This window comes from Polycladomyces abyssicola, from assembly GCF_018326425.1.
In the GTDB taxonomy this organism is placed as follows: domain Bacteria; phylum Bacillota; class Bacilli; order Thermoactinomycetales; family JIR-001; genus Polycladomyces; species Polycladomyces abyssicola.
Map to the genome: position 1 here is coordinate 1,961,261 of NZ_AP024601.1, position 16,184 is coordinate 1,977,444.

The window sequence follows — 16,184 nt, forward strand, 5'->3', positions numbered from 1 at the left end:
AACGTCCACTCATCGTTTGGGATGAGTGGACGTTGAAATCCGGATCAGAGCCTGTTTGATGAGACTCAGCCACATATTGGGGTTCTGTCTGATCTTCCCGGCGGTATGGTTATCCGTTCAGCCGTTTCAGCAGACGTTCCCGTTCGGATTCGAACCCGGGTTTACCCAAGAGCGCAAACATATTTTTCTTGTAAGCTTCCACACCGGGTTGGTCAAACGGGTTGACTCCGAGCAGATAACCGCTGATGCCGCACGCTTTTTCGAAGAAGTACACAAGTTGGCCGAAATAATAAGGAGAGACTTCCGGCACTTCCACTACCAGATTGGGCACACCACCGTCGGTGTGAGCCAAAAGCGTTCCTTCCATCGCTTTTTTGTTCACAAAGTCCATCGTTTGACCGGCCAGATAGTTCAGTCCGTCCAGGTTGTCCTCGTCGGACTGGATGGTCAGATCCACCCGGGGTTGGTCGATTCGGATCACGGTCTCAAAGATGTTGCGCAATCCTTCTTGGATGTATTGTCCCATTGAATGCAAATCGGTTGTAAAGTCGACAGCGGCCGGGAAAATGCCTTTCTGGTCTTTCCCCTCACTCTCACCGTACAATTGCTTCCACCATTCGGCGAAATAATGGAACGACGGCTCATAGTTGACCAAAAGCTCCGTCGTTTTGCCTTTTCGATAAAGCGCGTTGCGAACCGCTGCATACTGGTAGCTCGGGTTTTCCGCCAGCACGGGGTTGCGGTACGCTTCCGCGGCATCTCGGGCACCGGCCATCATCGCTTCGATGTCCACTCCGCTCACAGCGATCGGCAACAGCCCCACCGCCGTCAAAACGGAGTAACGCCCGCCGACGTCATCCGGGATAACGAACGTCTCATATCCTTCAGCATCAGCCAGTTGTTTCAGGGCACCTTTGGCCCGGTCGGTGGTGGCGTAAATGCGCCGACGTGCTTCTTCTTTGCCATAACGTTTTTCCATGTATTCACGGAAGAACCGGAACGCAATGGCCGGTTCCGTCGTCGTGCCCGATTTGGAAATCACGTTGACACTGATATCCTTTCCTTCCAACAGCTCCAGCAAGTGAGCAGTGTACGTAGAACTGATGTGATGCCCGACGAAATAGATTTCGGGTGTTTTCCTCTTGTTCTTCGGCAATTGGTTATAAAAGCTGTGGGTCAACATTTCGATGGCGGCACGCGCGCCCAGATACGATCCGCCGATCCCGATCACGACCAAAGCGTCCGAGTCAGACTGGATCTTTTTCGCAGCATCCTGAATCCGGGTAAATTCGTCCCGGTCGTAGTCGAAGGGAAGATTTACCCATCCCAGAAAATCGTTACCCGCCCCCGTACCGTTATGTAGGAGTTCATGTGCTGTCCGCACTGCCGGCTCCATCTGGGCAATCTCATGCTCTCCGATAAATGTCAATGCCTTCGAATAGTCAAACGTCAAGTGTTTGGTCATTGCGCATCCCCCCCGTTATCCTTACTATTAAAGGACTCAATAGGTGAATTTGAGATTCCACCGCTTGCCACTCTTGATTATACTACAAATTTTTTGTTGCCCAAAAGAAATGTTCAGCAATACCGTCATCCATCCCAGAAAATACTTTTTTCATCAAATGAAGACCTCTATATCTTTATATCTCAACCAAACAACTTCACAAATGTGCTGTTTTTTCATATGATTATATACAATGTCGGATGTCCCAGGAGTGATGGAGATGTTGGCGGCTATCATTCACGGATGGGTTCTCGCTTTTGGTCTGATTATCCCGTTGGGTGCGCAAAACGTGTTTGTTTTTAACCAAGGCGCTCTGCAACCCAAATGGACCCGGTCGCTACCGGCCGTTTTGACCGCTTCCGTTTGCGATACCTTATTGATCGCATTGGCCGTAACAGGTGTATCGCTGGTGGTTCTTCAATGGGTATGGCTGAAATGGACACTCTTCGGCGTCGGCTTTTTCTTTTTGTTGTATATGGGATGGAGCATCTGGCAGTCAGCACCCGATCCCGACTCCGAAAAAGAGTCTGCACCACTGCCTCCGGTAAAACAGATCACGTTTGCCTTATCCGTCTCCCTGCTGAATCCTCACGCCATTCTGGACACCATCGGCGTGATCGGCACCAGCTCACTGCAGTACACGGGGATCGCTCGTTGGGCGTTTACAATTTCCTGCATCCTCGTTTCATGGGTGTGGTTTTTCTGTCTGTCCGTAGTTGGACGTACACTACGGACGCTGGACTCCGGCGGACGTTGGTTTCAGTGGATCAATCGCCTTTCGGCTTTGATCATCTGGGGGGTAGCCGCGATGATCGGCCAGCAACTGATCGTGGAGCTGGGAAAACACGCCGGAACAATGTCATGGTGACACAAACCGCCGGATACAAACGGTCCGCAGAGATTGATCGATGGGTCGACGTACACAAATGCCCGGGAGGAACCCCAAGGTATCCTCCCGGGCCAGAACATGTCTGATCCATATCAGTTGCATCACTTTCCCGGCTCGTTCCACGATCTCAAAAGGAAGCATCCGCCCCCAACCATTTTCCTTCAAACACCACTTCTGCCGGTCCGGTCATGTACACGTGGCCATCCGCTTCGCTCCACTCGATTTCCAGATCGCCCCCCCACAGGTGGACGATTACATGACGACCGGTCCGGCCTGTCAACACCGACGCCACCACAGATGCGCAGGCACCGCTGCCGCACGCCATGGTTTGGCCGGCACCACGTTCCCAAACCCGCATGTCCAGTTCTCTGTCAGACCGGACCGTGATGAATTCCACATTGGTTTTTTTGGGAAAGAACGGATGTACCTCGATCTTGGGCCCCCACTCTTCCACCGGAAAGCCGACGGCATCGTCCACGAAAATGACGGCATGCGGATTACCCATGGATACGGCGGTAATGTCAAATCGCCGTCCGTCCACTTCCAATGGTTCTTCCACCACACGGTCTTTGCTGAGTGCGACAGGAATTTGCTCACCCTGCAACACGGGCACGCCCATATCCACCTTCACCCGATCCACCCGGCTATCTGCTACATCCAGCCATACTCGCTGAATCCCGGCGCCGGTTTCCACGGTCAGCTCCTTTTTGGCTCCGGAGATGCATTCGTAGTAATATTTGGCCACGCACCGCACCGCATTGCCGCATTGTTCCGCTTCGGAACCGTCGGCGTTGAAAATGCGCATTCGGAAATCGGCCCGCTCCGACGGCAGAATGAACACCAGACCGTCCGCTCCCACACCGCGATGACGATCACAAACGACCCGAGCCAGTTCCGTCGGAGATTCTTTCAACGGTTCTTTTTGGTATACCACCACAAAGTCGTTGCCCAATCCATGCATCTTGGTGAATTTCATCGTGTTCCCCTTCTACGTCTACTCACCCGTGAACCATCCGCCGCGCGATCGGCAAACTGTCCAGCAATCCGGCGATCAGCGTCGGAAAAGCGGATGCAGCCACCACGAGCGCCCATTCGCGCAGGGACAATGCCACCGTATGGAAAACGGGTTGGAGCGGCGCATAATAGATGACGCCGATCAACAACATGACCGAAGAAATGACGGCCAACACCAACGGTTTGTTCTCCAGCGGATGCCGGTGAAACACGGTCAGGTTGCTGCGGCAATCAAATACGTACACCAATTGGGACATCACCAATGTGGCAAAGGCAATCGTCTGCGCACGAACCAAATCATCGGGAGTTTCGGTATAGGTCATCCAAAAGGCTCCCACCGTAAACAACCCGATCAAAAGACCACGAGTCAAAATTTTCCATCCCACACCGCGGGCAAAAATGCTTTCCCGGCTGTTGCGCGGCGGTCGGTTCATCGTGTTTTCCTCGGGCGGATCCACCCCAAGTGCCAACGCGGGCAAGCCATCCGTCACCAAATTGACCCACAAAATCTGAATGGGCACGAGCGGCAACGGCATTCCCGCCATCATCGCGATAAACATGACGAGGATCTCACCCACATTGCTCGCCAGCAAATAGCTGATGAACTTGCGTATATTGTCGTAAATGCTGCGCCCCTCTTCGATGGCTGCGGCGATCGTGGTGAAATTGTCGTCCGCCAGCACCAATGCTGACGCTTCCTTTGACACATCCGTACCGGTGATGCCCATGGCAATACCGATGTCCGCCGCTTTGATGGCGGGTGCGTCGTTGACACCGTCCCCCGTCATGGCCACCACATGTCCGTTTGCCTGCAGCGCCTGGACGATGCGCAGCTTGTGTTCCGGTGATACACGGGCGTAGACGTCGATATGATGAACTTTTTCTTTCAATTCCGACTCGCTCATATTATAGAGATCCCTTCCGGTTACTGTCAAACCACCCGCCTGCAAAATTCCCAGCTGCCGGGCGATGGCCACTGCCGTCGTCTGATGATCACCTGTGATCATCACCGTTTTGATGCCCGCTTTCCGGCAAGTGAGGATTGCCTCCCGCACCTCTTCCCGCGGTGGATCGATCATCCCGGCCAAACCGACGAACACGAGGTTTCGCTCCAGGGTCGTTTCCTTCTCTGATGCGATCGTCCCGTGAAATTCCCGAAACGCAAACGCCAAATTGCGCAATGCCATCGACGCCAAACGTTCATTCATCTGCAGCGCTTCAACCCGAAGTCGTTCCGTCATCGGTTGGATACGACCTTCGTGCCAAATGTGGGTGCATTTCTCAATCAATACATCCGGTGCCCCTTTGGCCAACAACATCCGCTTCCCTCCGCGTTCCACGATGACGGACATCATTTTGCGAGAGGAATCAAAGGGAAACTCTTTCACCCGCCGCCAATCCCGCTCCAGCCGCTCCAGTTTCATGCCGCCCTTGGCTCCTGCCACCAACAGCGCACCTTCCGTCGGATCACCGTCGATTCGCCAGGTTTCCTGTTTCCGTCGCAGCCGCCCGTTTCGCTCTGTCTCTTTGACCAACGCCGCATTGTTGCACAACACGGCAATTTCCAACAGACGACGCAGTGCAGGCGATTGGTCGATCCGCATTTCCCGGCCGTTCGAAAGGAATGCACCGTCCAACTCATATCCGCTTCCCGTTACTTCCAGTAATTGACGGTCCGCCCACACCCGTGTCACGGTCATTTTGTTTTGGGTCAGCGTACCTGTCTTGTCCGAACAAATCACTGTGGCACACCCCAACGTTTCGACGGACGGCAGTTTGCGCACGATCGCCCGCCTGCGGATCATCCGCTGCACACCGAGGGCCAGTGCGATCGTGACGATAGCCGGCAATCCTTCAGGAATAGCGGCCACTGCGAGACTGACACCAGACAAAAACATTTTGTACGCATCATGTCCGTGCAGAATGCCCGTGACTACCACCAACGCCGTCAACAACAACGCAACTGCGATCAGTACTTTCCCCAACTGTTCCAAGCGACGCTGCAGCGGCGTCTGCACCGTTTCCGTAGATTGAATGAGGTGGGCGATCCGTCCCATCTCCGTACGCATGCCCGTATCAATCACAACTGCCTTGGCCGTCCCACGAACCACCATCGTTCCCATGTAACCCATGTTTTTGCGGTCACCCAACGGTACGTCGGAGCGTTTCAGCCGGGCAGCCGTCTTCTCAACAGGCAGTGATTCCCCGGTCAGCGCGGACTCTTCCACATACAGGCCTTCAACCTGCAAAAAACGAATATCCGCCGGAATCCGGTCTCCGCTCTCCAACCCGACCACATCGCCCGGCACCAACTCCGCCGCCGGCATCCGTTGCCACGTACCATCCCGCAACACACGGGCAGTGGGCGCCGATAACTGTTTCAATACCTGCAACGACCGCTCCGCCTTCACTTCCTGAACAAATCCCAACACTGCATTGATGACAACAATGGCGATAATCGCAATCGCATCCGTGTATTCTCCCAATAAGCCGGACACCAGCGTGGCGGCTAGCAAAACCAGAACCATGAAATCTTTGAATTGATTCAACAGCAAAATCAGCGGGGAGACGTGCTGTCCTTCGGCCAGCTGGTTGGCTCCAACCCGCCGCAACCGCCGCTTCGCTTCGGACGTACGTAAACCGGTTGCCGGATCGACAGCGAAATGGTCCAACACCTCCCGGGTGTCCACATCCACCCAATGCCCATGCTCCGTCACATTCCCTCCTCCTTTGTCCCATCCTCTCTGGTAACCATATTCAGACAGGCCCCAAATCATGATTGGGTTAAAGGAGGAAGGGGAGAAAAAGCGCCCCTGAGTCTCATGAACAGCTCCCCTCATCAGGTCACAGGTTATAACCAGGCACCTGTTTTTGTCACAGTTTGGAGTAAATGAATTCTCTATCGGGAAATTTAAATGGAAAAGATCCATAGGAGGACGCGCATTGAGTAGGACATGGACGGCTTTCCTGACGATCGCTGTATTTTTATCCTTTTCCACCATTTCTACTATGGCTGATGCGGAAACGGAAGTTCATCTCAAACTGAATCCCGGAAATTACACGATCAGCACCCAACCTGTGGACATGAAAACCGGTCCGTTGCAGCTGTACCTAAAAAACAGCGGAAAAAACCCCGTACATTATTATGTGATCGAGTATTGTGCACCGGCCACCGATGTTTGCCCGGTGATGGCGGAGGGATCGGTGAAGCCGGGGAAAGCGGTCGCCCGCGTGCAGAAAGTGCCCGCTGCCAAATATATCTTCAAGGTGGATTGCCCGTCTGGCAAGTGCAGAGCCAGTGGTTATTTTAAGCAGTGATCCATTTACATTTCGATCCCTTACCAGGGAGCCGGGTTTGAACCCTATCACATTTGCCGACTGCACGAAAAAAGGGTCTTCGGTAGATTGCCGAAGGCCCTTTTTTGATCAAGTCTTTTCCTCAGTTAATCCATGGGAAAAATCATAGCCTCGAGCCGAAAATTCCATTCAAGCGCAAATAAAGTTACCACCAACGAAAGCCGTTCTACATGAACATGAAACCAATATTGGGATGCGAGTGCATTCTCACACATCTCACGTATTGGATTCACAGCAAATCGTATGGAGTGGGTAACACCAATCGTGCTATACTGGACGAGACGTGTGCAATACATAAGACCGACCACCCTTTCAGGAAGGAGGGATACCATGTCGTTCGATGGTTTGGTCACCCGTGCCGCCGTTCGGGAGATGCAGACACTGATCGGCGGGCGAATCAACAAAATCTATCAGCCGAGTGAAAACGAGTTGTTGCTGCAAGTACGGGCACAACAACGGAATCATTTGTTGCTCATCTCGGCACACCCGTCTTATGCACGAATTCACCTCACCCGACATATGACGGAAAATCCTCTGGAGCCGCCAATGTTTTGCATGCTGATGCGCAAACACTGCGAAGGCGGGATCATCACCGCCATCGAACAGGTGGACATGGAGCGGATCGTTCACATCCACATCCGGGCCCGCAACGATTTGGGCGATGATGTGACCCGCCTGCTGATCGCGGAGATCATGGGCCGTCACAGCAACATCATTTTGGTAGACCCGGAATCCAACCACATCATCGATGCGGTCCGCCGTGTCTCCCATGCGGTCAACCGGTACCGTCAGGTGTTGCCGGGGGTGACGTACCGACGGCCACCCGCTCAGGACAAACATCATCCGCTGACAGCGGATGAAGCGACATTCATCCGTTCGTTGGACTTCAACCAGGGCCGATTGGACCGACAGATCGTCGACCGATTTGCCGGCATCAGCCCCGTGGTCGCCAAAGAAATCGTTCATCGGGCTGGTTTGGGAGAACGGTCGCGTTTGTGGCAGGCCTTTTCCGAGATGATGGCCAAGATTCGCGAACACCGGTACCAACCCACCATCGTCATCTCTCCCGAACAAAAGTCGTATTTCTCAGTGGTAAAATTAACCCACCTAAAGGGAGAAACGAAAACGTTCGACAGTGTCAGCTCGTGTTTGGATGCCTTTTTCCACGGCAAGGCGGAACGGGATCGCATTCGGCAGCAAACATTGGATCTCGTGCGCAAACTGAAAAATGAGATAGAGAAGAACGAGAAAAAAATCCAGGTGCTGGAAAGGGAAATCCGGGAAGCGGAAAAAGCGGAAAATGCTCGGATTTACGGGGAATTGCTCACTGCATATATGCACCAGATTCAACGTGGGGACCAGGTGGCACGGGTCATCAACTATTACGACCCGGAAGCACCTGAGATCGAGATCCCGCTCGATCCGCAGTTGACGCCGTCAGAAAACGCCCAACGGTACTTCAAGCGGTACAACAAAGCGAAAGCCACCCGTCAATGGAACGAAGAGCAAATAGAAAAAGCACGTCAAGACATCACTTATCTGGAGTCCGTACTGGCACTGTTGGAAAACGCCTCGTTGAAAGAAGTGGAGCAGATTCGGGAAGAACTGGAGGAAGAAGGCTGGCTTCGTCCCTCGGGGAAAGGGTCGCGCAGGCGGAAGAAGGAAGCACCTTCCCCGGCTGTCTATCATTCTTCTGAAGGGATACCCATTCTCGTGGGCAAAAACAACAAACAAAACGACTATTTGACCCATCACCTCGCCTCGTCCGGGGACACGTGGTTACACACCAAGAACATCCCCGGCTCACACGTGGTCATCCGGGCCCGAACATTCGGCGAAAAAACCTTGCACGAGGCTGCTATGCTGGCCGCTTACTTCAGCAAAGCCCGTCATTCCAGTCAAGTGCCGGTCGACTACACATTGGTCAAATATGTGCGCAAGCCTTCCGGCGCCCGTCCTGGTTTTGTCATCTATGACCATCAAAAAACGCTGTATGTCACACCGGATGAATCGGTGATCCGGCAACTGACGAAAAAGGCACGGGCTTAAACACACCCGAAATGCGTGTAGGAAGCTGCTTTGTCAGCAGTCTCAAGTCGTACCGTCGGTACGACTATTTTTTCAAGCTTCTGCTCTTCCACCATTCATCCAGTGCCCAATATATCAACGCCAACAAGGTGGGCAGGCTGAAAACCGACTGCACTAACAATCCCAGGAGAGTGAAAGGCGTCACCACCCATTGAACCGATTGCCGAATATGCCATCCTAACCAGAACATCAACAGTGCGGCGGCCCCCGTATGAATGAGCAGGGACCACCCCCACCGATATTTCCCCGCCCGCTGGGTCAACCAATCCGACACCATCGAGACGGGCAACGCAAATAAAAACATGAAGGGGGCCACGTACATCAGATAAAAAAACGGATCAAAAGGGATCACCAACACATCGGGGTCCGGTGGTTGGAATGAATGTTCCATCCAGTCAATCATTTTCAATACAATCAGAGTCACAACCGTCATCATTGCAGAAACCAACAGTTTCCCCGTCCAAATCCGCTTCATCCCGAAATCCTTGTCCCCTTTCTCTCCGTTGAAACACACTTATTCCCCTTCCGTGTGTTCGACTGTCTCCAACCAAACTCGCTCCTCACCCGTATACACGTTAAACGAGTCACCACGGGCGAATCCGATCAGCGTGATGCCGAACGCGCTTGCAGTATCACATGCCAAAGTGGACGGTGCCGACATCGTGATAAGGATCGGCACGCCGGCCACGGCCGCCTTTTGTACGATCTCGAAACCGGCGCGACTGCTTACCATCAGAATGTTCCGTTCCAGCGGACACTGCCGATCGAGCCATGCCTGGCCGATCAGTTTGTCCACCGCATTGTGCCGCCCCACATCTTCGCGAATGGACAACAACCGTCCCTCTTCATCAAACAAGGCGGCCGCATGCAAACCGCCTGTCTGCTGAAACAGACGTTGACTCTGGCGAAACACCTCTCCCATCCGGGGCAAAAGGGCGGCGCGCAACCGGATTTGACTCTCTGCCGGGGCGACACCCTGGGCACGGAGGGACGCCAGCGACGCTGTCCCGCAGACACCGCACCCCGACATGGCCGCAAAACGGCGGCGAGGCCGGTCCAGATTCGGATGGATGCCGGGACGCAAATACACGTTTACGATGTTATAGCGCTGCTCATGATCCACATGGGAGTCTGTACAGTAGGTGAGATGCGACACTTCGTCCGGCGAATGCAAAATGCCTTCAGCAAACAACCATCCCGCAGCCAGTTCGAAATCATGACCCGGAGTGCGCATCGTTACCCCGACGGAAATCGGTTCGGGAACACCAAACAGCCGGATGCGGATCTCCATCGGTTCTTCCACGATGATCCGGTCCATCCGAGTGGAAATTTGCCCTCCGGTCACACGCCGGATGTGCCTGCGAGACACATTGCTTCTGGGAGGAGGAAACGAATGGAGTCTCATCTCGTCTCCTCCCCGCTCCCCTTTACTTCTTCTGGACGTATCCTTTTGGCGATATTCAAGAGAAAGTGGATGGCGGCGATCACCTCGGGATCGCGCAAGGTTTGCAGCAGCGTCCATATGCCCGGTCGATCTGTTTTTTTATGCGCTTCTTCCGCCGTTTTGACCGCAGACGTCAGATCGACCGCGGACAGCAGGACACCAATGTGAATCAGATTACGCAACAAACGTTTGCCGCCCGGCGTATTGAGCTGTTCCAGTGTGATAGCCAACAGCTCGTCGGTCGATTCCAAAAAGGCCTTGGCCGTTCGTAACCATCCTTTTTCGTGAAGCAAACCGATCACGTCGATCAGTTCATCAACTGCCTCTCTTCGTTCCGCCCACCGATTCAACAATTGGACCGCTTCTGGGGACAGCTTTTCTTCAGCGGCGGTTTTCCGGTTGGAAGCGATTTCTCTCGTGGGTGCGGCCATCACGTACTCCTCCTTCCGTTCCGGGCATACGGTAATCCGCTCTTTGCCATTTTCGTTCTACTTCCACCCCGCGTGTCGGACGCCGGTTGGCAAAACGCGGGTTGTGCCGGGGTAACGGTTCGGTCGGCGGTTCGTCCAATACCTCCATACGGACGGTATATTCTTTGTACGCCGGGGTATCCGTCTCCCGATCCGTGTCATTACCCGTCAACAGGTTGACAGCACCCTCTTCGTGATCATTCATGGTGAGATACAACTCCCGCCCCCGCACACGATCCGTCACCAACACAGGTACCCGCACTTGACCGTACGGAGAGGTGAGACGAACCCACATACCGTTCCTCAGCCCCCGCTCCTTCGCCACTTCGGGCGACACTTCCACGAACGCGCGCGGAACTTTGGATCGGATGCCAGCGGAGCGAGCAGTCATGTTGCCTTCGTGGAAATGTTCCAATATGCGACCATTATTCAAATGCAGGTCATACGACGGTTCCCGTTTACGCGGCGGAATCCATGTCATCGGATGCAGACGTGCCTTCCCGTCCGGGAAAGCAAAACGATCGCGATACAGCAGCGGGGTGTCCGTTCCGTCCGGTAGGACCGGCCATTGTAAACTGCGGTATCCTTCCAGCCGCTCATACGTGACCCCGGCAAACATCGGTGACAAACGGGCCGCTTCCGCCATGATTTCACCCGGATGTTCATATGACCAGTCCGCTCCCAAGGATCGCGCCACCTTTTGGATGATTTGCCAATCCGGCAACGAATCCCCCAGTGGTTCCAGCGCCGGATACAACCGTTGAATCCGCCGTTCGGTGTTGGTAAATGTCCCTTCCTTCTCCAAACTGGGGCTGGCGGGGAGTACGACATCCGCAAACTGCGCCGTTCGCGTCAAAAACAGATCCTGCACAATGAGAAACTCCAATTGTTCAAAAGCGCGCTGCACCCGTCGAGCATTGGCATCCACCAGTGCCATATCCTCTCCGACGATGTACATGGCTTTCAATCGTCCGTCGTGGATCGCATCCACCATCTGGTGATTGTTCCATCCCGGCCGGTCCGGCAACGAAACACCCCACGCTTCTTCATACCGCTTTCGGACACGCTCATCCGTCACCGGTTCATACCCGGGAAACATATGCGGCATCGCACCGAAATCGCTGGCCCCCTGGACGTTGTTGTGTCCCCTGAGCGGATAGGCCCCTGTGCCGGGACGGCCGTAATTTCCCGTCACGAGAAGCAGATTGGAAATGGCGGTGCTGGTATCGCTTCCCCCTGTATGTTGGGTGACGCCCATCGCCCAAAGGATGCAAACAGTATCGGCATCGCGGATCATCTCCGCCGCCCGGATCAGGTCAGACACTGCAATCCCCGTAATTTCCTCGGCAAAATCCATTGTAAACGGTTCCAAACTACGCCTGTATTCCTCTAAACCGTTCACCCGCTCCTCCAAAAACGACGCATCGTGCCATCCTTGATCCAGAATGTAGCGAGCCAGCGCCGACAACCATACGAAATCCGTCCCCGGCCGGGGGCGCAGGAACAGATCTGCCCGCTCCGCCATCTCATGTTTGCGCAGATCGGCGACAATCACCTTCTGGCCGTGCAGTTTTTGCGCGCGTTTGATCCTCGTCGCCAGTACCGGATGAGACTCGGCCGTGTTGGAACCGACGATGATGACCAAATCCGCCTGTGCGATATCCGAGATCGATCCCGAATCTCCGCCGTATCCGACCGTGCGGAACAAACCTTGCGTGGCGGGCGATTGGCAATATCGGGAGCAATTGTCTACATTGTGGGTACCAATAACAGCACGGGCCAACTTCTGCATCAGATAGGCTTCTTCGTTGGTACATTTGGAAGAAGCGATCAACCCGATGGCATCCGGACCGTACCGGTCCCTGATCGCTCCCAGCTTCTCGCCGATCACGGCCATCGCTTCCTCCCAGTCCGCCTCTTCAAAGACATCCCCGCGCCGGATCAGCGGTCGGGTCAACCGCTCCTCGCTGTTGACGAAATCCCAACCGAACTTCCCTTTGACACACGTGGATATGCCGTTGGCCGGTGCCTCCTCCCGTGGCTGGATCTTCAGGATGCGCCGTCCCTTGGTCCATACATCGAAACTGCACCCCACGCCACAGTAAGTGCAGACCGTTTTAGTCTTGCGAATCGTTTTCTCCCGCATGGCCGCTTCCATCTCGGAGATGGCCAGGATTTGGCGGTAACCGGGTTCCACTTCCTTGGTGAGGTCGATCATCCCGCGCAGGGTTTCCGGTTTCAATCCGGTCAAAAAGCCTGTTTCCCCCAGCATCGATTTTTCCATCAAGGCATTGCACGGACAAACGGTGACACAATGACCGCACGAAACGCACGACGATTCATTGATCGACACGCCGTGGTCCCACACCACCCGCGGGCGCTCCGCTTCCCAATCGATGGACAGCGTTTCGTTTACCTGTAGATTTTGGCAAGCTTCCACACAACGCCCGCACAAAATGCACTGGTTGGGATCGTAGCGGTAAAACGGGTTGCTGTCATCCACCGGATAAGGCTTCGGCCGGAACGGTTCCGACTGATGATCCACTTTCATCGCCTTGACCGCCTCATGAAGATCGCAGTTGCCGTTATTGTTGTCGCAAACGGTGCAATACAGCTCATGATTGACCAGAATGCGGTCCATCGCCTCTTTTTGTGCCCGTTTCACCCGATCCGAGATCGTATCGATCTTCATCCCGTCGATCAGCTGCGTGGCGCAGGCGCGAACCATCTCTCCATTCACTTCGACCATGCACAAGTCGCAGGTTTGGATTGGTCCCAGACTGGGGTGGTAGCACAAATAGGGAATCCGGTCAGCAAGCAGTTCCAGGATTGTTTGAGACGATCGCCCCGTCTTCGCCACACCGTCGCAGACCACCGTCACGACGTGATCCATCCGGCTCATCCTGTTGTTCCCTCCCCCTTCAATTTCGGATAAACCCGCCTTCGGAATGAATCACCTGTCCCGTAATCCACGCCGCCTCATCGCTGGCTAAAAATGCGATCAATCTGGCGGCATCCTCCGGTTGTCCCACGCGTCCCATCGGAAACTTGGGCAACAAGTTCCGTTTCAACTCCTCGGTCATCCAACCGGTATCCGTCGGTCCGGGGTTAACCGCGTTGACGGTGATCCCCTTGTGCGCCACTTCCGCAGCCAACGTTCGCGTAAACGCCTCGATGGCCCCCTTTGTGGCCACATAGGACAGCTCTCCCGGCATGGATCCCAGCGATTGCCCGCTGGTCAGATTGATGATCCTCCCACCCGGTCCGCCTTTGTAGCGGCGTGCAAACTCTGCGCTCAACAATGCGGTCGCCCTTACATTGACGGCATAATGAGCATCCAGCCCTTCCGCGGTGATCGTTTCAAAACTGTCGTTGATCGACACCGCCGCGTTGTTGACCAGAATAGAAGGAGCGCCCAACCGTTCCCGGACTGTCTCCATCACCAAAGCCGGCGCTTCAGGTTTGGACAAATCGACCGCGAGCGCTTCCGCGCGGACACCCAAGGTGCGCAACTCCTGCAACAGCTCCTCCGGTTCCCGCTCCGTTGTCTCCTGAAACGTCATGCGATCATATGGGGTCCAATGTGTGAAAAATACGTCTGTGCCCTTTTCAGCCAGTGCGCGGCACACGGCCGCACCGATGCCCATTTTGCGCGTGGCACCGGTAACGACGGCAATTTTGCCCTGTAAACGATCGGACACGTCAACCCACCTTCCTATTACGAACATTCACATTTTGATTGTATCAAAAGGCCATTTCATCCAAAAGGCCGGAATGATCCTGGCTGTTCGCTTTCACATGAATGTCAAACACACCTTAGTCACTACTTCTTCTCAACCCAATACCCTTTTGCCAGTACACCCACACTTGAAACAACAACACCATTCCCAAACCGAAAAAAGCGGTGACATAAAAGGGAATTTCCCGCAAATTGACCCGATCATTGATCTCCACTCCCAGAAAATACACCCCGATCCCCTCCCCGTCGGGATGAATCGCCATCATCAAGAGAACGCACGCCTTCCACATGCAAGCGATGCCCAACAACAACCCGATCCCCATCCACCATTTTCGCATCCACACGTCCCTCCCGTTCATACCCGGTTATACCCTACCGATTTCCCCGGCATCCCCGAAAAGCGCTCAATGCTTGGATATGTGCCTTACGTGATACCCCGGTGATGGGCCGGTCAAGGTATATATTACCATACTGGTATTGTTGGTGATTGATTCTTCCAAACAAAGGAGTTCACGAATCCATTGTAATTACGTATAATTTAGATGCGGGAAAATGAGTTGTATTGATCAAACTTTATTTCCTATAACCAAATAAAACAATCCAAAAATTTTTTCGATTAAAAGTTGGAGGAGGGAAACAAAATGGACACGGGGAAACAATCTCACCGGCGGAATCAAGCCTATTCCCGGCGTGCCTTTCTGAAAGTGGGATTAGGAGGGATGTTAGGAGCGGCGGGGGCGATGCTCTTGCCCAAAATGTTTCAACAGCAGGACAAGTCGACGTATGCCCAAAACCGTCATGCAACGCATGAGTCCCATTCGATGACGGGGAAGCCATCCAAACAAGCATTGGATCAAGCTCACAAAATCCTGACTTCCTTCGACTACGGAAAAGTGAGCAAGCTGCCCGATGGACGCACGTTGCGGGAATATAACATTGTTGCCACGGATAAAGAGATCGAAGTGGCACCAGGTGTCGTTTACCCCGCTTGGACGTTCAACGGGCAAGTACCCGGACCGACAATCCGGGCCACCGAGGGAGATCTCTTGCGGATCCGCTTCACCAATGCCGGTTCTCATCCGCACACCATTCACTTTCATGGAATTCATCCCGCCAACATGGATGGGGTATTCGAGGTAGTTCAACCCGGTCAGAGCTTTACTTATGAATTGACGGCTGCACCCTTCGGCTGTCACCTGTACCACTGCCACGTGATGCCGTTGAAAAAGCACATGGAAAAGGGGTTGTACGGGGCGTTTATCATTGATCCGAGACAACCGAGACCGAAGGCGAAGGAAATGGTGATGGTGATGAATGCCTTTGACACCGACTTTGACGAGGAGAATGAATTTTACACAGTCAACGGCTACGTCAACGCGTATTTGGATCGCCCCATCCCACTGAAGGCAAATGAGCTGGTAAGAGTCTATTTGGTCAACGTCACCGAGTTTGATCTGATCAACTCTTTCCATTTGCACGGGAACATGTTCAAACTATACCGAACCGGTACATCCCTGGACCAATACGAAGTGACGGACACCGTGATGTTGTGCCAAGGAGAGCGGTCTATTCTGGAATTTTCGTTTCAGTTTCCCGGTCGCTACATGTTCCACGCCCACCAGAGTGAATTTGCCGAGTTGGGCTGGATGGGTGTATTCGAAGTCATGGAGTAAGAGAGG

At 54.0% G+C, this 16,184-nt stretch carries 13 protein-coding genes; 4 read left to right on the forward strand and 9 right to left on the reverse strand.

From position 1 onward, the window contains the following. Positions 1 to 109: 109 nt before the first annotated feature. Positions 110 to 1,465, reverse strand: coding sequence for a glucose-6-phosphate isomerase (locus KI215_RS09820; RefSeq protein WP_212772569.1), 1,356 nt, complete (start codon positions 1,463 to 1,465; stop codon positions 110 to 112). Positions 1,466 to 1,724: 259 nt separating this feature from the next. On the opposite strand from KI215_RS09820, the gene KI215_RS09825 reads away from it, so the two are divergent. Then, positions 1,725 to 2,372, forward strand: a complete 648-nt coding sequence (locus KI215_RS09825) for a LysE/ArgO family amino acid transporter (protein WP_212772570.1) — start codon at positions 1,725 to 1,727, stop codon at positions 2,370 to 2,372. Positions 2,373 to 2,520: 148 nt separating this feature from the next. Here KI215_RS09825 and dapF read toward each other — a convergent pair whose 3' ends face one another. After that, complete coding sequence (gene dapF / locus KI215_RS09830; RefSeq protein WP_212772571.1) at positions 2,521 to 3,369, reverse strand: diaminopimelate epimerase; 849 nt, start codon at positions 3,367 to 3,369, stop codon at positions 2,521 to 2,523. 22 nt (positions 3,370 to 3,391) lie between these two features. Beyond that, positions 3,392 to 6,184, reverse strand: a complete 2,793-nt coding sequence (locus KI215_RS09835; RefSeq protein WP_212772572.1) for a calcium-translocating P-type ATPase, SERCA-type — start codon at positions 6,182 to 6,184, stop codon at positions 3,392 to 3,394. A 166-nt stretch (positions 6,185 to 6,350) separates the two neighbouring features. Between KI215_RS09835 and KI215_RS09840 the strand changes: the two genes are divergently transcribed. Then, positions 6,351 to 6,725, forward strand: a complete 375-nt coding sequence (locus KI215_RS09840; protein WP_212772573.1) for a hypothetical protein — start codon at positions 6,351 to 6,353, stop codon at positions 6,723 to 6,725. A gap of 369 nt (positions 6,726 to 7,094) precedes the next feature. Further along, entirely contained in the window at positions 7,095 to 8,813 is a 1,719-nt protein-coding gene (locus KI215_RS09845; RefSeq protein ID WP_212772574.1) for an Rqc2 family fibronectin-binding protein, read from the forward strand. Between the two features lie 64 nt (positions 8,814 to 8,877). On the opposite strand, the gene KI215_RS09850 is transcribed toward KI215_RS09845, so the two are convergent. The 6 genes from KI215_RS09850 to KI215_RS09875 form a co-directional block, all read right to left on the reverse strand. Then, a complete protein-coding gene (locus KI215_RS09850; protein WP_212772575.1) occupies positions 8,878 to 9,327 on the reverse strand; it encodes a hypothetical protein in 450 nt (149 codons plus the stop codon). Between the two features lie 39 nt (positions 9,328 to 9,366). Continuing rightward, positions 9,367 to 10,257 (reverse strand): formate dehydrogenase accessory sulfurtransferase FdhD, encoded by an 891-nt coding sequence (gene fdhD / locus KI215_RS09855; protein WP_212772576.1) that lies wholly within the window; start codon positions 10,255 to 10,257, stop codon positions 9,367 to 9,369. Beyond that, complete coding sequence (locus tag KI215_RS09860; protein WP_212772577.1) at positions 10,254 to 10,727, reverse strand: helical membrane plugin domain-containing protein; 474 nt, start codon at positions 10,725 to 10,727, stop codon at positions 10,254 to 10,256. The genes fdhD and KI215_RS09860 overlap by 4 nt, the downstream gene beginning before the upstream one ends. Further along, positions 10,678 to 13,659, reverse strand: a complete 2,982-nt coding sequence (gene fdhF, locus KI215_RS09865; RefSeq protein WP_212775151.1) for a formate dehydrogenase subunit alpha — start codon at positions 13,657 to 13,659, stop codon at positions 10,678 to 10,680. Before fdhF ends, KI215_RS09860 begins: the two co-directional genes overlap by 50 nt. Before the next feature lie 28 nt (positions 13,660 to 13,687). Next, the gene (locus KI215_RS09870; protein ID WP_275956697.1) at positions 13,688 to 14,467 is read right to left on the reverse strand and encodes an SDR family oxidoreductase; all 780 of its coding nucleotides are present in this window, start codon (positions 14,465 to 14,467) and stop codon (positions 13,688 to 13,690) included. A 115-nt stretch (positions 14,468 to 14,582) separates the two neighbouring features. After that, entirely contained in the window at positions 14,583 to 14,843 is a 261-nt protein-coding gene (locus tag KI215_RS09875) for a hypothetical protein (protein WP_212772579.1), read from the reverse strand. Between the two features lie 303 nt (positions 14,844 to 15,146). Between KI215_RS09875 and KI215_RS09880 the strand changes: the two genes are divergently transcribed. Beyond that, entirely contained in the window at positions 15,147 to 16,178 is a 1,032-nt protein-coding gene (locus KI215_RS09880; RefSeq protein WP_212772580.1) for a multicopper oxidase domain-containing protein, read from the forward strand. Positions 16,179 to 16,184: the final 6 nt, after the last annotated feature.

Excerpts from the sequence above, each read along its gene's own strand:
- KI215_RS09820 (WP_212772569.1), bottom strand. The coding sequence starts at position 1,465 with ATGACCAAACACTTGACGTTTGACTATTCGAAGGCATTGACATTTATC.
- KI215_RS09825 (WP_212772570.1), top strand. The coding sequence starts at position 1,725 with ATGTTGGCGGCTATCATTCACGGATGGGTTCTCGCTTTTGGTCTGATT.
- dapF (WP_212772571.1), bottom strand. The coding sequence starts at position 3,369 with ATGAAATTCACCAAGATGCATGGATTGGGCAACGACTTTGTGGTGGTA.
- KI215_RS09835 (WP_212772572.1), bottom strand. The coding sequence starts at position 6,184 with ATGATTTGGGGCCTGTCTGAATATGGTTACCAGAGAGGATGGGACAAA.
- KI215_RS09845 (WP_212772574.1), top strand. The coding sequence starts at position 7,095 with ATGTCGTTCGATGGTTTGGTCACCCGTGCCGCCGTTCGGGAGATGCAG.
- KI215_RS09850 (WP_212772575.1), bottom strand. The coding sequence starts at position 9,327 with ATGAAGCGGATTTGGACGGGGAAACTGTTGGTTTCTGCAATGATGACG.
- fdhD (WP_212772576.1), bottom strand. The coding sequence starts at position 10,257 with ATGAGACTCCATTCGTTTCCTCCTCCCAGAAGCAATGTGTCTCGCAGG.
- KI215_RS09860 (WP_212772577.1), bottom strand. The coding sequence starts at position 10,727 with ATGGCCGCACCCACGAGAGAAATCGCTTCCAACCGGAAAACCGCCGCT.
- fdhF (WP_212775151.1), bottom strand. The coding sequence starts at position 13,659 with ATGGATCACGTCGTGACGGTGGTCTGCGACGGTGTGGCGAAGACGGGG.
- KI215_RS09875 (WP_212772579.1), bottom strand. The coding sequence starts at position 14,843 with ATGCGAAAATGGTGGATGGGGATCGGGTTGTTGTTGGGCATCGCTTGC.
- KI215_RS09880 (WP_212772580.1), top strand. The coding sequence starts at position 15,147 with ATGGACACGGGGAAACAATCTCACCGGCGGAATCAAGCCTATTCCCGG.